Below are 16,341 nucleotides of genomic sequence, written 5' to 3'. Positions count from 1 at the left end.
CTTGTGAGGGGGTTCACTCCACAGTGACTTATTCCATAGTGCCAGTAGTTTTTCCCAAAATAACTAGCGATACATCACGCAAACAGGGCGTTAGAATGTGTGAATGCACAATGTCGAGACCTCGGGGCACAACGTTCGCTGGAGTGCGCTGGTGGAACAGCTGGAAGGCCGCCTGGACGGGCTGGCGCGCGCGTTCACCACCCGTGTCCGGGAAATCCCCGAGTACGGCGAAAGCCAAGTTACCGTCCAGGAGATCACCGAGACGGCACGCGAAACCTTCCGGCGCCTGATCCGTGGACTCAAGGGCGGGGATCCCACCAGCCAGGACGGACTGCTGGACTTCGCTTCCGACCTGGGGTCCAAGCGCGCACGGGCCGGCATTCCTCCGGAATCGCTGACCTCCGCTGTTCGGCTGGACTTCAGCATCCTGTGGGCCGAGTTGCTGGAAATCGCGAAGCCCGAGGACGCCATGCTGCTCGCTTCCAGGGTGGACCAGGTTTGGAAGGTAGTTGACGAATTCGCCACCCGGACCCACACCAGCTACCTCACCGAACGGGTGCGCATGGCCCAGGAAGAGTCCAGCATCCAGCGCGAGTTCATCGCCAGACTCTTCAACCAGAGCACGCCGTCACTGGAAACTTCGGCCCAAGTTGCCTCCGCGCTGGGCCTCAATCCGGACTCACGCTTCGCCCTGGTGGCGGCCAGTGGTGAGCCCGGAGCGCAGCTGCGGTCCGCCGTCACCCACGCCGGCACGGCACGGCCCCGGCTGTTCCTTCACGAATCCGGCGGCAACACCTACGTCTTCTGGCCGCTTCCGTCGGTCCGAACCCGCGGCGCCGCATCCAACAACACCCTTCCAGCCGCACTCTCGACAGTCCCCTGCGGCTACGTATCAGAGGTCCTCGGACTGCGCGCCTTGCCCGCGGCGGCCCGGACAGCCGAAACGCTCGCCGCTTTGCTCCGTCCCCGCGACGCCGGTCCGCTCTCGGCCGATGCAGCCTGGGCCAGATTGGCCCGGCAAAACCTCCAGGACGCAGGGCTGGACCTCGCCGCGGAACTGGAGGAAGCCCTCGCCGAGTGCAAGGGCGGCGAGCGCGAGCGTCTTCTGGAAACTGTGCGAAACTACCTGACCACCGGCAATGTCACTCTGACCTCGGAGCAGTTGTTCTGCCACCGCAACACCATCCTCAACCGGCTCAACCGCTTCCAGGAACTGACCGGGATCGACCTGGCCGTTCCCGTGCAGGCAGCGCGCCTGGTGGTTGCCTGGGCCTAGTTCGGGTCACGGGCAAGGGCACGGGCGATGTGTGTTTTCACATTCCGTATCGCCTTTTGCTGGGATTTATGCCATTGAAGCTGTGATCGGCAACACAGAATAGTTGTAGCTACCTTGCAACGGACACTCGTCCCCGCACCCCATCCGGAGATTCTGATGGCCCAAACGGTAGATACCGATTCCGCATCCACAGCCAGGCTCGACCTGACGAAAATGCGCAAAATTGCCCTCGCCAGCGTTATTGGCACCACCGTCGAGTGGTACGACCTTTTCGTGTTCGGAACGGCGTCCGCACTCGTCTTCAACAAGATCTTCTTCCCCAGCTTCGATCCCATCGTGGGCACCATGCTCGCCTTCGGAACCTTTGCCTCGGCGTACATCGCCCGCATGGTCGGCGCCATAATTTTCGGGCACTTCGGCGACCGCCTGGGCCGCAAATCCATGTTGCTCGTCTCGCTGCTGACCATGGGCGCAGCCACGTTCGCGATCGGCCTGCTGCCCGACTACCAGAGCATCGGCATCATGGCGCCACTCCTGCTCCTCCTGCTCCGTGTCATCCAGGGATTGGCCCTTGGCGGCGAATGGGGCGGCGCCGTGCTCATGACTGTGGAGCACGCCCCCGCCAACCGCCGTGGCTTCTTTGGCTCGTTGGTCCAGGTTGGCGTCCCGGCCGGCACCCTCATTGCCAACGTCGCGTTCCTCATCGTGGCTTCCAGCATGAGCACCGACGCCCTGCACTCCTGGGGCTGGCGCATCCCGTTCCTGGCCTCCGTGCTGCTGGTGGCCGTGGGCATCTACATCCGCTTGAACATTGAGGAGACCCCATCCTTCCAGGCCGTCAAGACCGCCGGCGCCAAGGCAAAGATGCCGTTCGCCTCGCTCATGGCCAAGTACTGGAAGCAGGTTGTCCTGGGCGGCGTCGCCACCCTTTCCACAGGCAGCACCTTCACGCTCCTGGTGGCGTCCGGCGTCGCCTACGGCAAGAAAGAACTGGGTCACTCGGAAAGCCTCATGCTCTGGGTTGTCCTGGCCGCCTGCGCGCTCTGCTTCGTCCTGATCCCGTTCTTCGGCAAGCTCTCCGACAAGCACGGCCGCAAGCCCATCATCTACGCAGGCGTTGCCGCTGAAGCCGTACTCGCTTTCCCGATGTTCTGGCTCATGGACACCAAGTCCGTGGCGCTCCTGTTCGTCGCCTACCTCGCCATGATGACGGCCTTCGCTGCCAACTACGGCCCCATCGCCACCTTCCTGGCAGAGCTCTTCGGGTCCAAGGTCCGCTACTCCGGCCTTTCCGTGGCCTACATGCTGTCCGGCCTGCTGGGCAGCGCCGCCACCCCGTTCATCACCACGTGGCTGCTGGGACTGACCGGCCAGAGCTCCTCGATCGCCTGGTACATCATGGCGGCAGCCATCCTGTCCCTTGTGGCCCTGTTTGTCCTGACCGAAACGCGCCACGGCAACATCGACGCCGTCGATGTTGCACCGGCTGAAGCGGCAGCGAAGTGAACGCAACCCCCATCGTGCGCCTGGCCGGCATCCCCGGCCAGGCGCCCGCCGTCGGCCCTTTCCCGCCAGCGGTCATTGCCAACGGTTTCGTGTTCACCTCCGGCCAGATCCCCGCCATCACCGGACTTAACGATCAACCCGGGACTTTTGAAGGCCAGGTCCGCCAAACCATCGACAACCTGGCCGGAGTCCTGGAGGCGGCCGGGTCCAGCTTGCAGCACGTGGTCAAGGTCAACACGTACCTGACCAGCGAGGAGCAATTGGAGGACTACAACCGCGTGTACGTCGAGTACTTCGGCGCGGCCAAACCGGCGCGAACCACCGTGTGCGTCAGTCTGTGGGGCGTGTCGCTGGAGATCGAGTGCGTTGCCGTCCTGGCCGGAACCGCCTCGACCGGAACCACAGGGGCCGCGCAGTGATCCGGGCGCTCCTTGAGGACCTAACAAGGGTCAGCTACCCCACGATCGGCCACTTCCTGGAAGATGGCTTTGTTGACCCGGCCATTCAATCCCTCCTGCCCAACGTCAAGGTCGCCGGGCCCGCTGTCACGGTGCGGATCGCCGACCATGACGCGATAGCCATGAACCGCGCCCTCCTGGCGCTGCACCCCGGCGACGTCCTGGTGGTGGACATGCTCGGCGACCACCGCCATGCGCCAGTTGGTGCCGTCACTGCAGCCACGGCGATCGCCCAAGGCGCAGCCGCCGTCCTGATCGACGGCATGGCAACGGACCTGCTGGAACTGCGGCAGGCCGGGCTGCCCGTCTTCGCGCGTGGTACCACCTGCCTCACCACCAAGCGCGCGTACAGTACTGGCTCCGCCGTCAATGTGCCGGTTCACTGCGGCGGCATTGCAGTGAACCCCGGCGATTTGGTCCTCGGGGATGACAACGGCTTGATCATCCTGGAGCCGCACGCAGCCCGGAACGTCATGGGTCAAGCCCTTGCCTCGGATGCGGCCGAACCCGCGATCCTGGCCAGGATCGCGGCCGGCGAACCGCTCCACACGGTCCTGGCCCTGTAACTCCGCCACCCGTAACCCCGCTGTGGCACCAACGGACTTCGGCCGGGGATGCGGTAGAACTTAACCATGAGCGTACGTACACCCGACCCATATCCCGGCTGGCTTTCCGACGAGGACCTTTTCGAGGCGCGAGGGCGCCTTCCCATGGTCTACGTGGAGGCTGTTCCCGTCCGCCTGGATCCCCTCGGGTACGTCAATGAAGTCGGCTCCCTGCTGCAGGGCGACGCCGACGGCAACATGGTCCGCTACCTCGTCTCCGGCCGCGTCCTCTACCGCGAAACCATCCGGGCAGCACTCCTGCGGCACATGGAAAAGGACCTCGGTCCCCTGGCTTTCCCCCAGCTGCCCATCAGCCCGGTCCCGTTCACGGTGGCCGAATACTTCCCGGCCCCGTCCCAGACCGGCTTCACCGATGACCGCCAGCACGCTGTCTCGCTGGTGTTCATCATCCCGGTCACAGGTGAATGCGAGCCCCGCCAGGACGCACTGGAACTGACCTGGATGACTCCGCAGGAAGTCCTCAGCGAAGACGTTCAGCAGGAATTCGAAGGCGGCCGCGGCAACCTCGTGCGGCAGGCCTTGGCCTACTCGGGCATCGTCGTCTAGGGCGGGTCCCGGCGCCTGCCGCGGCCGGACTTTGTAGACTGGACGGCGGACCGCAAGAGAACCAAAGGACTTCCGATGACTCACAGCCCAGCCTCAGAGCAGTACCGCGAGAAGCAGGCTGGGGACCTGCAACCGGGAGACTTTGTGTACCCGCCGGGCGACGGTCCTGCCCGGGAAATCCGCAGCGTCGAGACCCAGCACGATGACTACGGTGTCGCTGCGCTGCTGCTGGTCACAACGTTCGACGGCGGTTCGGTGCGGATCGCTGCGGGCTCCAGTGTGCCGGTTGGCAGCGGAGTCCCGGGCAGCGGCGTCGGGTCCGGTTCCGGCGACAGCACAGGCACCAGTGCCGGCGACTCCGGCGACAGCGCCGGTGCCGCCTCCGGCGGCGGGGCCGAAGGCGGCCCCACCGAAGACCCCTCGCTCAGCACCCCGGCGGAAACGGACCAAGAGGCGCCCGCCGCTCCCGCCGTCGTCGTACCTCCACGCCCGGAAACGCCGCCAGTGGCCACCGGACCGGGTCCGGAAGAACTGGCCCTCATCCCCGAGCCGCACGGTACTCCGGAGTCAGTGGTGGTGGCCGCCGCAGCCGGACACAAGGGCAAGAACGGTGTTCAGGTACTGGCCGACCGGCTGGCCAAAGGCATCAACACCAAGTCGGGAAGCTGCCTCCGGGATCTCAGCGACCTGGCCTTCGACCTGTGCGTGGTGTTGCGGGATCCGGACAAGGCGCTTGAAGTGGCCGATCTCCTGAACGTCCTGCCCTTCGACGGGAACCTTGACCGCTGGGCGTCGATTGAACGCGCCCTGGCGCTGTCCAGCTTCATCTGCCGCGAATCCGGACAAACGGACCGGGCGGCTGTGTACGAAAAACTCCTGCGGGCTCCCGAATCGCAGGAAGAGGACCCGTTCAAGGCCCGTATCAATGCCAGGGTCCGGCAGCGCGCCCTCAACGAACCCAACCTTTACGACAAGGAGATCTTCCGCGCGATCGACAACGGCAACCGCGAAGCCGAACGTGAATGGCGGTTCCTGCGGCTCGAAGCGCTGCTGTTCCTCCGCGCGCACGGCGGCTCCAAAACCCTCGCCGGAGACGAACTGACACGCCGGATCGCCAACGAACTCGAGTCGGTCCGCGCTTAGGGCCGCCGGACCGCCCGGCACGGGAAGATCAAGCCCTGTTTTATGTGCCCGAACGGCGGTAGATTCTGGGCCATGACGAACAATCTGAGCGTTGTGATTAATGCCGACGCGCAGCAGGTTTGGACAATGCTGCGTGAACCGTCGCTCGTGGCCCAATGGCATGGTTGGGAAGCCGATGACCTCGCCGACGAAATCAAACAGATCTACTTCAACACCGATGTAGTGGAAGGACCTGACCACACCAGCCTCACCGTCAACGGCGGCGACATCTTTGAGCTGCATCCCGTGTCCGGCGGCACCGAAGTCAAGGTGACCAGGGCCGCGCTGGACCACAATTCCGAGTGGGCGGAGTGGGATGAAGACATCACGCAGGGATGGCTTACCTTCCTCCACCAGCTTCGGTTTGCCTTGGAGCGGCATCCGCACGGTAAGCGCCGGACGCACTTCCTGTCAGTCTCAGGTGACGGCTCAGCCATAGAAAAGCTGAGGCTTGGCGACCTTCCTCCCGTAGGCGAGGAGTATTCGCTCACCCTGAAAACCGGCGAGAAGATCTCCGGCAAGGTCTGGTTCAAGAGCCGGCACCAGGTCGGCCTGACCGTGCACAGCTACGCCGCGCACGGCGACGGGCTGCTGATCGTCGCAGAACAGTTGCCGATTCCGGACAAAAGGCCCGACGGCGGCGCGATAGTGATTGCCTCGACGTACGAGCTCGGGGCCCACACGTTCAACGACATCCGTGCCTCCTGGGACAAGTGGAAGGAAGCGAACTACAGCTCCTGAGACGGCGCCCATCGGACCTCCGGCAGGGTGACCTTCGGTAAAGCTGGCACACTTGGTAGCGTGCCAGCTTCCGCTTCTTTGCCTTCGCCTGATTCAACCACCGCGCCCTCTGTGGCCACGGCCGGATTTTCCTTCGAGGTGGGCCGGCGCCTGACGGAAACGTGCCCGCCGTCGTCCTCGCTTGTGGAGGCGAACGGGGGCGGGTTCCTGGGCCGCACCGGAACCATCACCACGCCGCACGGAACCATCCAGACGCCGGCGTTCATCGCCGTCGGGACCAAAGCCACCGTCAAAGCCGTGCTCCCGGAGTCCGTCGCCGAACTTGGTGCACAAGCTGTGCTGGCCAACGCCTACCACCTCTACCTCCAGCCCGGGCCCGAAATCCTCGACGCCGCAGGTGGGCTCGGCGCCTTCATGAACTGGCCCGGCCCGACCTTCACGGACTCCGGCGGGTTCCAGGTAATGAGCTTGGGCTCCGGGTTCAAGAAGGTGATCGACATGAAGAACGTCGACACGTCCGGGCCCGACGACGCCGTCGCCCCGGGGAAGGAACGGCTGGCGCACATCGATGACGACGGGGTCTGGTTCAAGTCCCACCTCAACGGCGACAAGCACCGTTTCTCCCCCGAGATCTCCATGCAGGTCCAGCACCAGATCGGGGCGGACATCATGTTCGCGTTCGACGAGCTGACTACCCTGCAGAACTCCCGCGCCTACCAGGAAGAGTCGCTGGAGCGGACGCGGCTCTGGGCGTTGCGCTGCTTGGAGGAGCATTTCTCGTTGACTGAGTCCCGGGCAGGCAAGCCGTACCAGGCCCTGTTCGGGGTGATCCAGGGCGCCCAGTACGAGGACCTGCGGCGCAAGGCATGCCGCGATCTTGGCGCGATGCCCTTCGACGGGTACGGCATCGGTGGGGCGTTGGAGAAGGAGAACCTCGGGACGATTGTCCGCTGGTGCAACGAGGAACTGCCCGAGGACAAGCCCCGCCACCTGCTGGGCATCTCCGAACCGGACGACATCTTTACCGCCATCGAGAACGGGGCCGATACCTTCGACTGCGTCTCCCCCACCCGCGTGGCCCGGAACTCCGCGTTCTACACGCCGTCCGGCCGGTTCAACCTGTCCGGTGCACGGTACAAGAAGGACTTCGGGCCACTCCAGGAAGGCTGCGACTGCTACGCCTGCGCCAACTACTCGCGCGCCTACATCCACCACCTGTTCAAGGCCAAGGAGATGCTCTCCGCAACCCTGATCTCAATCCACAACGAGCGCTTCGTGGTGAAGATGGTGGACGACGCCCGCTTGGCCATTGAATCCGGGGATTTCTTCGAGTTCAAGGCCGAGACGCTGGGGCGGTACTACTCCTAGCTTTCCTTGGTGCCGGTGCCGGGTTCGCGGGAAACGTTCGACGGCGTTGGGAAGCTTCCAGCTACCCCGCGCCTTTCCAGCGAACCCGGCGAAAGGCTAGGCCGCGATTGCGCCGTAGCTCGGCTCACGCTTCTTGATCCAGCCCACCACCAGCACGGTAATGGGCACGAAGATGAACTCAACCGCGGTCTTGTACAGGAAGCCCACCAGGACGTAATTGATGAACGAGCCGACGTCGGAGATGCCGATCACCGACGCCGCGATGCTGCAGAAGATCAGGGTATCGACGAACTCGCCCACCACGGAGGAGCCCATGAGCCTGGCCCACAGGGTCTTTTCTCCCGTGCGCTCCTTCATCTTGACCAGGATCCAGGAGTTGATGGTCTGGCCTGCGAGGAACGCCAGCAGGGACGCCAGGACGATTTGCGGGACGGGCCCGAGCGCGCCCTCGATGGCTGCCTGTTTGGCGGTTCCGTAGTCGTCATCGAAGCCGGGGAGGATGATGATCACCCAGTAGCAGAGCGACGCGAAGACACTCAGGGCGAACGAGGTGATGATGGCTTTGCGGGCCACCTTGAAACCGTAGACCTCGCTCATGACGTCGCCCAGGATGTAGGCCAGCGGGAAAAGAAAGAAACCGCCGTCGGTGATGATGGGCCCGAGCACCACGCCTTTGGAAGCGCCGATGTTGGAGAGGATCAGCACCACGGCCATGACCGCGAGCATGATGCCGAAGTAGGGGGAGCCGATGGACGCAAAACGCGGTGCGGGCTTGCTCAAAGTACTGCCGGAAGGCGAGGGCATGGGTCATCCGTTTCGTAGTGGTTCGCGCAGGCGCTCTGCAACTCGCGGCGCCCCGCTGTATTAGCACTGGGGTAGTGGGGGCATCCTGCCCGGCACCAGCTACATTGTCCCACCCTCCGCACCCTCTCTCACCTTCCGCCCGGTTTCCCGCCACCCTCTCTCACCTTCCGCCCGGTTTCCCGCCACCCTCTCTCACCTTCCGCCCGGTTTCCCGCCACCCTCTCTCACCCAAACCCCCACCCTATTTGAACGCGTTCAAAACTTGTGCCACACTCATTCTTGAACACGTTCAAGAATCTGCCGAAGGAACCAACATGGCCACCAAGAGCGAACAAACACGGCAAGTCGTAGCCGACGTCGCACTGAAGATGTTCCGCGAGATCGGCTTCGAGAAGACCACCATGCGGGCCATCGCCCAAGAAGCCGGGGTCTCGGTGGGCAACGCCTACTACTACTTCGCTTCGAAGGACGAGCTGGTCCACGAGCTCTATCTCCAGGTGCAGGACGAGCATGCTGTCGCCGCGGCCGCGGCCCTTCACAACGTGCAGGATCTCACCGGCCGGCTCAAGGCCGTGCTGCACACGGGCATCGACGTCATGACCCCGTACCACGAGTTCGGTTCCGACTTCATCGCGACGGCGATCCGGCCGTCGTCGCCCGTTAATCCGTTCGGCGAGGCGTCCACCGCCGCACGTGACGCTTCGCTCGCGATCTTCCGTTCCGCCGTCGACGGTTCCTCCCCCGCCGTCGCCAGGAAACTCCGGGCAGACCTGCCGGAACTGTTGTGGCTGGCGTACATGGGAATCGCGCTGTTCTGGGTTTACGACGCGTCCGAGGGCCAGCGCCGCACCCGCAAGCTCATCGACGGCGCGGCGCCGCTGGTTGCGCGCGGGCTGTCATTGGCAAAGATCCCAGGCGTCAGCAAGGTGTTCGACGACGTCCTGGGAGTGGTCCGCAGCGTGAAGGCCGAATCGTGACACCCACGGTGGTGGTCGCGGGAGCGTCGGGCTTCATCGGACGGTACTTCCGGAGGCGGTTCGCCGCGGAGGGCTGGCAGGTCCGCACCATCGGGCGGGACACTTCGGCTGACGCCCAATGGAACGACGACGGCGGCATCGCCAAGGCGCTTAACGGCGCCGAACTGCTGGTAAACCTCGCCGGACGAACGGTCAACTGCCGATACAACGAGCGGAACCGTCGGGAGATCCTTGACTCGCGGGTACAGACGACGCGATCGTTGGGGGTCGCACTCTCCCGTTGTGATGAACCGCAACGCACGTGGATCAATGCGAGCACCGGGACCATTTACCGTCACGCGGAGGACCGGCCGCAGTCAGAAATCGCTGGCGAGTTGGGTAGCGGATTCTCCGTCTCCGTGGCCCGCGCGTGGGAGGACGAACTGGCGGCGGCCTCGACTCCGTTGACCCGGCAAATTCCTCTGCGGATCGCCATTGTCCTCGGCAGGGACGGAGGAGTCATGGGTCCCTTCCGGAACCTGGCGCGGCTCGGGCTGGGCGGGCACATGGGCCGCGGGACGCAGAAGTTCAGCTGGATTCATGTGGAGGACTTGTTTCATTCGGTTCTGTTCCTTCACGAGCGGCCCGAGCTGTCCGGGCCAGTCAATGCGGCGTCGCCATATGCTGTGGACAACCGTGAACTGATGTCCTTGGTCCGGCGGAGCCTCGGTGTGCCGTTCGGAGTTCCAACACCGGCGTGGCTGTTGGGGATGGGCGCCGTCATCATCCGCACGGAGACCGAACTGGTCCTGAAGAGCCGATGGGTCGAGCCAAGGAAGCTGGTGGAGGCCGGCTTCGCGTTTCAGTATCCCGCTCTTGCCGACGCCCTCAACGCGATCAGCAGATCCAGCCGATGATGACCGACCCGAGTGATGAGTATGCTCCGGCAGAGTTGAACACGCCGCAGTACCGCCCCCTGCACCGGGTGGTTCTCAATGGCAAGAGCCTGGCCCTGGGTGTCCTGGTTGCGTACCTGGTCTTCAGCTCGTTGTTGGCCGTGCAGGCTCCCGACTGGGCTCTGATCTTCTTTGTTTACGCCGCGATCCCCGTGGCATTCATCGGCACGGCCGTAGGAGCTTTACTGGGATTGGCCATGGGCCGCGTGCGCAACCAATGGCTTCACGTGGCTGCGTTTTTCGCGACCGGGGCTCTCATCTGCCTACCCTTCGGCGGTTTCTCGAGTTGGGGCGCAACCTTGTTTAGCCTGTCCATTGCGCTGGCAGCAGGGATCGGCCGGCTATCGGTCTGGCGACTCGTCCGCATCACGCAACGCTCTCTCACCTAAGCGCCCCCTCAGCCGAACGCTCTCTCACCAAAGCGCCCCCTCAGCCGAACGCTCTCTCACCGTCCATCTCAAGGTTCGTGGCGCCGTGGGATTCCGACGTAACGCGGCACCTCCCTCACGTACTCGACGTAGGGCTGCCCAAACTCTTTCTGAAGTGCCCTTTCTTCCCAGAGGGTGCCAAGATGTTCCACCAGCATGCCCGCCGGCAGAGTCACCAGAGCCCACGGCGAACCCCTGAATGCCGCTACACCGGCATGGATCATCCACCAGCCCAAGTACATAGGATGACGGCTCAGGGCATAGGGGCCGCTGGTCACAAGTTCTTCAGGGCGGCCCAAGGCAAAGGTCCCCACGGTGTGGCGTCGTCGTTCCACAACCGCCCAGACTGTAACTCCCGTGCCGGTCAGCAGCAAGATCGTCCCCACGACTTTGCGAGTGCCACGAACTGGTGTGATCGGCGTCGGCAATACCCGGTCGAGGACCCCGTCGAGGACGAGTCCGAGCACTTGACCAGGTGGAAGCGGTATTCCGCCTGCTTCCTGTTTCAGGATGAGAACCACCCGCCGAAGTGTGCCCATGCCATGAACATTAATCCCGTCCCAGCCTGAAGGCCACGGCCTGCACGCACGGAGTGAGAGAGCATCCGCCCAAAACCGGCGATCCCTGAGAGAGCGTCCGGCGGGGGAAACCTAAGGAAGTGTTAGGAAATCCCCTCCCGCGTTGGCTGTGCCGTGCATCACCCATAGTTTGGAATACGTCCTCTTCACCCCCAAGAGGGCCTTTCTAAGTCACGAAGAGCCATGCGCAAGGACGCCATGAGCACGAGCTTCATGGACAGAACGAACTCATGAAAGACACGGCTGCCACGTGCGCAGCCGGCCAGGAAGGTTCATTGATGAGCACCCAACAAGCTGCGCCCCTCAGCGAGGCGGCCCAAACACGCAAGGCCGTGAGCAATATCCTCAAGGGCTCCGCGGGCAACCTCGTGGAGTGGTTCGATGTCTACGTCTACACGGCGTTTGCTGCATACTTCCAGTCACACTTCTTTAATTCGTCGGACGATCTGCAGGCGGGCCTCGAAGCGATGGCCGTGTTCTCGACGTCGTTCCTCGCCCGTCCAGTCGGCAGCTGGTTCTTCGGCCGCTACGCAGACCGCAAGGGCCGTAAGGCCGCGCTGACGCTAAGTGTCACCATGATGTCCGCGGGCTCATTCTGCATTGCGATCCTCCCCACGCAGGACGTCATCGGCTTGTGGTCCATGATCTTGCTGGTGTTCATCCGCGTGCTGCAGGGATTCTCCGTCGGCGGTGAGTACGGAACCAGCGCCACCTACATGTCCGAAGCCGCAACGGCGAAGCGCCGCGGTTTCTTCTCCAGCTTCCAGTACGTGACGCTGGTGGGTGGCCAGATGTTGGCTCTCCTCGTCCTCGTGATCCTGCAGAACACCATGACCAAAGAAGCCCTCACCGAGTGGGGCTGGCGCATTCCGTTCGCGATCGGCGGCGTCGCTGCCTTGGTTGTCCTCTGGCTCCGCCGTTCCATGGAGGAAACCGTCTCGGCCGACCAGATCCGCGCGGCCCACATCAAGGTGGAAGGCGAAGCCCAGCCGGGCACCATGAAGCTCCTCTTCACCAAGCACTGGAAGCCATTGCTCATCTGCATCGGCATCACGCTCGGTGGCACGGTGGCGTTCTACACGTACACCAACTTCATCCTGAAGTTCATGAACGATACCTCCGGCATCGCCAAGACCGACACCTCTGTGATCAACTTCTGGGCACTGTTCATCTTCATGCTGCTGCAGCCGGTGTATGGCATGATCTCGGACAAAATCGGCCGAAAGCCCCTGCTGGTGTGGTTCGGCGTCACAGGTGTCCTGTTCACGTGGCCGCTGCTGTCCACCTTGGCCGGCACGCAGGACCCCTTCATGGCGTTCCTCCTGATGATGGGCGGCCTGCTCATGGTTGGCGGCTACACGTCCATCAACGCCTTGGTGAAGGCCGAGCTCTTTCCGGCATCGATCCGGGCCCTGGGCGTGGGCCTGGGCTACGCAATTGCCAACTCGCTGTTCGGCGGCACCGTTCCGTTGATCGGCGCAGCACTGCAGAAGTCCGGCCAGGAAAACCTGTTCTTCACCTACGTAACGGCCGCGATTTTCGTATCCCTGCTGGTGTACATCTTTGCGTTGAAGAACAAGAAGGCTACCCACCTGGACGCCGAGCAAGGCAGCGCGTTCAAGGTCAAGGACGAGGACGACAAGAAGGACCTCGTCAACGCCTAAAGGCCGTGCCTGCGAGGCCCGCCCTGCGCCCTTTGGTCATTCCAAAGAACGCAGGGCGGGCCCAGCTTGGCTAAGGGGTGGGCGTTTGGTGATAGAGGGATTCCCTGAAGGCGCCGGTAGGTGATAGAGCGTTGGGAAAGGAGTAACCTCCAAGACGGAGCAAACGCCCCGCAAGCAGGAGGAAACCCCACAGTGCACGTGCTTATCGTCGAGGATGACGACTCCGTAGCATCTGCCCTTGCTGCCGCCGTCGCATCCGCTGGCCACAAAGCTGCACGGGTTTCCCGGGGTGAAGACGCACTGCTGGCCCATCGGCAACATGAGGTGATCCTCCTCGACCTCGGCCTCCCTGATATCGACGGCCTGGACGTCCTCAGGAAACTGCGCCAGGTCACGCAGGCTCCCATCCTGATCCTCACGGCCCGTGATGATGAACGCAGCGTGGTGCTGGGCCTGCGTTCAGGAGCAGACGATTACCTGGTCAAGCCCGTGAAACTCGTGGAACTGCTGGCAAGGATCGAGGCGGTGACCCGACGTACCAGCCGTTCAGGGCAGGGCACACCCCACGTCATCACCGTAGGACCCGTGACAGTGGACCTGGACCGCCGCGTGGCCGCCGTCGAAACCCGGGAACTGGCACTGACAGCGACCGAGTTCGACCTCCTCAGCCTCCTGGCCAGGAACGCCGGCTCGGTGGTGACGCGCGAACAGATCCTGGACGCCCTCTGGGGTGATGCTTTCCTCGCGAATTCACGCTCCCTGGATGTCCATCTCACGGCCTTGCGTTCCAAGCTCCAGCAGCCGGGGTTCATCATCAACGTACGCGGCGTGGGCTACCGAGTGGAGGGCGAACCCGGATGAGGGTGCGGGTCCTCGGCATCCTGAGCCTGCTGGTGGTGGTCATCGTAGCCACCGTTTCCAGCGTGATCCTGACATCGGCAGGCCGTGAACTGACCCAGGAACTGCAAATCAACCGGGTCGCAGCCCTCAACAGGTTCGCCCAACTGGCAAGCGACGCCGCGCAGGACAACAACACCACCCAGCTGGAACGCGAGATGAACCGGTACTCCGAACTGTACGGCGAGGGTGTCCTGATCCGGCTGCAGGACACCACGGTCGCCTCGGGCGGACTCAGCGAGGAACGGCACGATGTCCGTGACGCCCTGGGACGTGCGAGCCTCAACCTCAGTGACACAACGCTGAACCCGGTGAGCCCGTTCACCACCGGCAACGAGGTCCTCTCGCGTCCCTTCGGGACAGCCAGCCAGGTCCTGGGCGAAGCGGTGGTTGAAGTGGACCTCGACACGGCGCGCCGGAAACTCCGGGAACGCTGGGGTGCTGTTGGGCTCGCGGCTTTGGCTTTGGCCGCGTTGCTGCTCCTGGCCGCCTCACGCATCACCGGCTGGGTTCTCAGGCCCGTGCAGCGGCTCAGTTCTGCTGTCCATGAACTGGAAGCCACGGGCAGGACCAGCCAGCTCCCCGAAGCCGGACCGCCCGAGCTCCGGGAACTCAGCCGTTCCTTCACGGCCATGGCCAATACGGTCACCGAGAGCATGGAATCACAGCGCCGCCTGATCGCCGACACGTCGCACCAGCTCCGGAACCCGGTGGCCGCGTTGCGGCTGCGCATCGACCTGCTGCAGCTGGAACTTCGTTCGGCCAAGGAACAGCAAGCCGCAGCGGGTGTGGTGGCCGAGCTTGAGCGGGTTGAGGACATGCTCGACGGCGTGCTGAAGCTGGCTGCCGCTGAGCACCGCGCCTCCGCGGGGGCTGCCCCTGCAGCGCACTCGATGGCAGACCGAAGGGCGTCCGTGATCGATGCCGTTCCCGTGCTGCAGGGAGAAGTTGAGCGTGCCATGCCGACGGCCGAAAGGGCCGGATCAACCCTTGCCACGGACTTTCCCGGGTCCCCGGTGGAAGTCCTCTGCAACCCGGAAGAACTGGCACAGATGGTGCGTGAGCTCCTGGCCAACGCCATCAAGTACGCCCCGGGCGGCCACATCACTGTGGCGACGCAAAAGACGCAAGGAGGTGCCGCCGTCGTGATTTCGGACGACGGTCCCGGCATCCCCGAACAAAGCCTGGCCGCCGCTAAAACCAGGTTTTGGAGGGGGCCGCAGCACGGCGCGATCGAAGGAAATGGTTTGGGAATGACGATCGTGGAGCGCCTGGCGCAGGCCAACCAGGGAACGCTGGTACTGCAGAACAGGAAGCCGCACGGACTGTCGGCTCGCGTGGAGTTCCCGTCCCCGGCAGGAGGATCCGGTGCGTGATCCTCAGCTGACGCGGAGGAAGCTGCTCGCGGTGGGGCTCGCCGGTGGGCTGTCAGCCGTTGGAGCGAGCGCCTGTACCGCCGTCGATCAAGCGGGCAAAGTAACCGTGGCGGGCGGCGAAACCGGAGGGTTCTACCTTGAGTTCGCCACGCTGCTCGCCGGGCTCCTGCAGCGGGAAGGGGTGGCATCGTCTACCGAAACGCTGATCACGGGCGGCAGTCTCGACAACATCCGGCGCGTCTTGTCCGGCGAGGCGACATTCGCCGTCGCCCTCGCCGATGCCGCCGTACGGGCCGCCGCAGGGCAGGAAGCGGCCAGCCAGGACGGAAAAGACCTGGTGGCCTTGGGCAAGGTGTATGAAAACTACGTGCACTGCATTGTCCGGGAGGACAGTGGCATCCGCAATGTTTCCGAGCTTGCGGGGCGGACCGCCGGCGTTGGCGAAGTTGGTTCGGGCACGTCGTTGACTGCGGACCGCATCCTGGCGGCTGCCGGCCTGGCCGGGGGCGCCGCCCCGGGACCGGTGAGGCAGGTGAACCTGGGGCTCAGCGAGGGACTGGCCGCACTCAAGGACGGGTCGATCGACGTCATGATCCAGTCCGGGGGTGTGCCCACCGCACCGATCGTCGGCACGGCGGACGAAGTGCAGCTGCGGCTCCTGGACCTTTCCGACCTCATCCAGCCCACCAGGACCCTCTCCGGATTTTTCTACGACCGCGTCCTGATTCCCGCCGGCACCTACGGTGACGCTCCCGCGGTCTGGACGTTGGGGGTGGCCAACCTGCTGCTGTGCCGGCGGGACCTCGCCGACGCGTTGGCGCGCAGTACGGTGCAGCTCCTGGTGGAACGGGCCAGTGAGCTCGTCCCGGCCTCGAGCGCCGGGGTGCAGTTCCTCAGTCCGGAAACCCTCATCAACACCGCCGGCGTTCCGTTGCACCCCGCCGCCCAGGCGAGCTACCGGGAACTGCACGGCTGAGGG

Annotated in this window: 17 protein-coding genes; 15 read left to right on the top strand and 2 right to left on the bottom strand. The window is 64.1% G+C overall.

Going from position 1 to position 16,341, the window contains the following annotated elements; genetic code table 11:
• Nucleotides 1-103 precede the first annotated feature (103 nt).
• The 8 genes from ACPFL9_RS03770 (at nt 104) to tgt (ending at nt 7,703) form a co-directional block, all read left to right on the top strand.
• Nucleotides 104-1,276 carry a PucR family transcriptional regulator gene (locus ACPFL9_RS03770; protein WP_426005930.1) on the top strand — a complete coding sequence of 391 codons (1,173 nt, stop codon included), beginning with the start codon at nt 104-106 and terminating at the stop codon, nt 1,274-1,276.
• A gap of 156 nt (nt 1,277-1,432) precedes the next feature.
• A complete protein-coding gene (locus ACPFL9_RS03765) occupies nt 1,433-2,782 on the top strand; it encodes an MFS transporter (protein ID WP_426005929.1) in 1,350 nt (449 codons plus the stop codon).
• The gene (locus ACPFL9_RS03760) at nt 2,779-3,201 is read left to right on the top strand and encodes a RidA family protein (RefSeq protein WP_426005928.1); all 423 of its coding nucleotides are present in this window, start codon (nt 2,779-2,781) and stop codon (nt 3,199-3,201) included. The genes ACPFL9_RS03765 and ACPFL9_RS03760 overlap by 4 nt, the downstream gene beginning before the upstream one ends.
• Nucleotides 3,198-3,806 (top strand): RraA family protein, encoded by a 609-nt coding sequence (locus tag ACPFL9_RS03755; protein ID WP_426005926.1) that lies wholly within the window; start codon nt 3,198-3,200, stop codon nt 3,804-3,806. The genes ACPFL9_RS03760 and ACPFL9_RS03755 overlap by 4 nt, the downstream gene beginning before the upstream one ends.
• Before the next feature lie 66 nt (nt 3,807-3,872).
• A complete protein-coding gene (locus tag ACPFL9_RS03750) occupies nt 3,873-4,412 on the top strand; it encodes an NUDIX hydrolase family protein (RefSeq protein WP_426005925.1) in 540 nt (179 codons plus the stop codon).
• 75 nt (nt 4,413-4,487) lie between these two features.
• On the top strand, nt 4,488-5,555 hold the full coding sequence (locus ACPFL9_RS03745; protein ID WP_426005924.1) for a DUF6707 family protein: 1,068 nt from the start codon (nt 4,488-4,490) through the stop codon (nt 5,553-5,555).
• A 72-nt stretch (nt 5,556-5,627) separates the two neighbouring features.
• A complete protein-coding gene (locus tag ACPFL9_RS03740; protein ID WP_426005923.1) occupies nt 5,628-6,335 on the top strand; it encodes an SRPBCC family protein in 708 nt (235 codons plus the stop codon).
• Nucleotides 6,336-6,395: 60 nt separating this feature from the next.
• A complete protein-coding gene (gene tgt, locus ACPFL9_RS03735) occupies nt 6,396-7,703 on the top strand; it encodes a tRNA guanosine(34) transglycosylase Tgt (protein ID WP_426005922.1) in 1,308 nt (435 codons plus the stop codon).
• A gap of 96 nt (nt 7,704-7,799) precedes the next feature.
• Here the strand turns inward: tgt and ACPFL9_RS03730 are convergent, their stop codons facing one another.
• A complete protein-coding gene (locus ACPFL9_RS03730; protein ID WP_426005921.1) occupies nt 7,800-8,507 on the bottom strand; it encodes a queuosine precursor transporter in 708 nt (235 codons plus the stop codon).
• A 314-nt stretch (nt 8,508-8,821) separates the two neighbouring features.
• On the opposite strand from ACPFL9_RS03730, the gene ACPFL9_RS03725 reads away from it, so the two are divergent.
• Genes ACPFL9_RS03725 through ACPFL9_RS03715 form a run of 3 tightly spaced genes read left to right on the top strand, consistent with a single transcriptional unit; the run spans nt 8,822 to nt 10,808 of the window.
• Nucleotides 8,822-9,484 (top strand): TetR family transcriptional regulator, encoded by a 663-nt coding sequence (locus tag ACPFL9_RS03725; protein ID WP_426005920.1) that lies wholly within the window; start codon nt 8,822-8,824, stop codon nt 9,482-9,484.
• A complete protein-coding gene (locus tag ACPFL9_RS03720; RefSeq protein ID WP_426007480.1) occupies nt 9,478-10,380 on the top strand; it encodes a TIGR01777 family oxidoreductase in 903 nt (300 codons plus the stop codon). The genes ACPFL9_RS03725 and ACPFL9_RS03720 overlap by 7 nt, the downstream gene beginning before the upstream one ends.
• Nucleotides 10,377-10,808, top strand: coding sequence for a hypothetical protein (locus ACPFL9_RS03715; protein ID WP_426005919.1), 432 nt, complete (start codon nt 10,377-10,379; stop codon nt 10,806-10,808). The genes ACPFL9_RS03720 and ACPFL9_RS03715 overlap by 4 nt, the downstream gene beginning before the upstream one ends.
• A 68-nt stretch (nt 10,809-10,876) precedes the next feature.
• On the opposite strand, the gene ACPFL9_RS03710 is transcribed toward ACPFL9_RS03715, so the two are convergent.
• The gene (locus tag ACPFL9_RS03710) at nt 10,877-11,368 is read right to left on the bottom strand and encodes a methyltransferase family protein (RefSeq protein ID WP_426005918.1); all 492 of its coding nucleotides are present in this window, start codon (nt 11,366-11,368) and stop codon (nt 10,877-10,879) included.
• Between the two features lie 335 nt (nt 11,369-11,703).
• Here ACPFL9_RS03710 and ACPFL9_RS03705 point away from each other — a divergent pair, with 335 nt between their 5' ends.
• The 4 genes from ACPFL9_RS03705 to ACPFL9_RS03690 all read left to right on the top strand — a co-directional run bounded on the left by ACPFL9_RS03705 (nt 11,704) and on the right by ACPFL9_RS03690 (nt 16,338).
• Nucleotides 11,704-13,089, top strand: coding sequence for an MFS transporter (locus ACPFL9_RS03705; protein ID WP_426005917.1), 1,386 nt, complete (start codon nt 11,704-11,706; stop codon nt 13,087-13,089).
• A gap of 192 nt (nt 13,090-13,281) precedes the next feature.
• Nucleotides 13,282-13,950: a response regulator transcription factor gene (locus tag ACPFL9_RS03700; RefSeq protein WP_426005916.1), complete on the top strand. Its 669-nt coding sequence runs from the start codon at nt 13,282-13,284 to the stop codon at nt 13,948-13,950.
• Nucleotides 13,947-15,362 carry a sensor histidine kinase gene (locus ACPFL9_RS03695; RefSeq protein WP_426005915.1) on the top strand — a complete coding sequence of 472 codons (1,416 nt, stop codon included), beginning with the start codon at nt 13,947-13,949 and terminating at the stop codon, nt 15,360-15,362. The genes ACPFL9_RS03700 and ACPFL9_RS03695 overlap by 4 nt, the downstream gene beginning before the upstream one ends.
• Entirely contained in the window at nt 15,355-16,338 is a 984-nt protein-coding gene (locus ACPFL9_RS03690; protein ID WP_426005914.1) for a TAXI family TRAP transporter solute-binding subunit, read from the top strand. Before ACPFL9_RS03695 ends, ACPFL9_RS03690 begins: the two co-directional genes overlap by 8 nt.
• Nucleotides 16,339-16,341: the final 3 nt, after the last annotated feature.

Source organism: Paenarthrobacter sp. NyZ202, assembly GCF_049860755.1.
In the GTDB taxonomy this organism is placed as follows: domain Bacteria; phylum Actinomycetota; class Actinomycetes; order Actinomycetales; family Micrococcaceae; genus Arthrobacter.
This window is presented reverse-complemented; position numbering and strand designations above follow the sequence as displayed.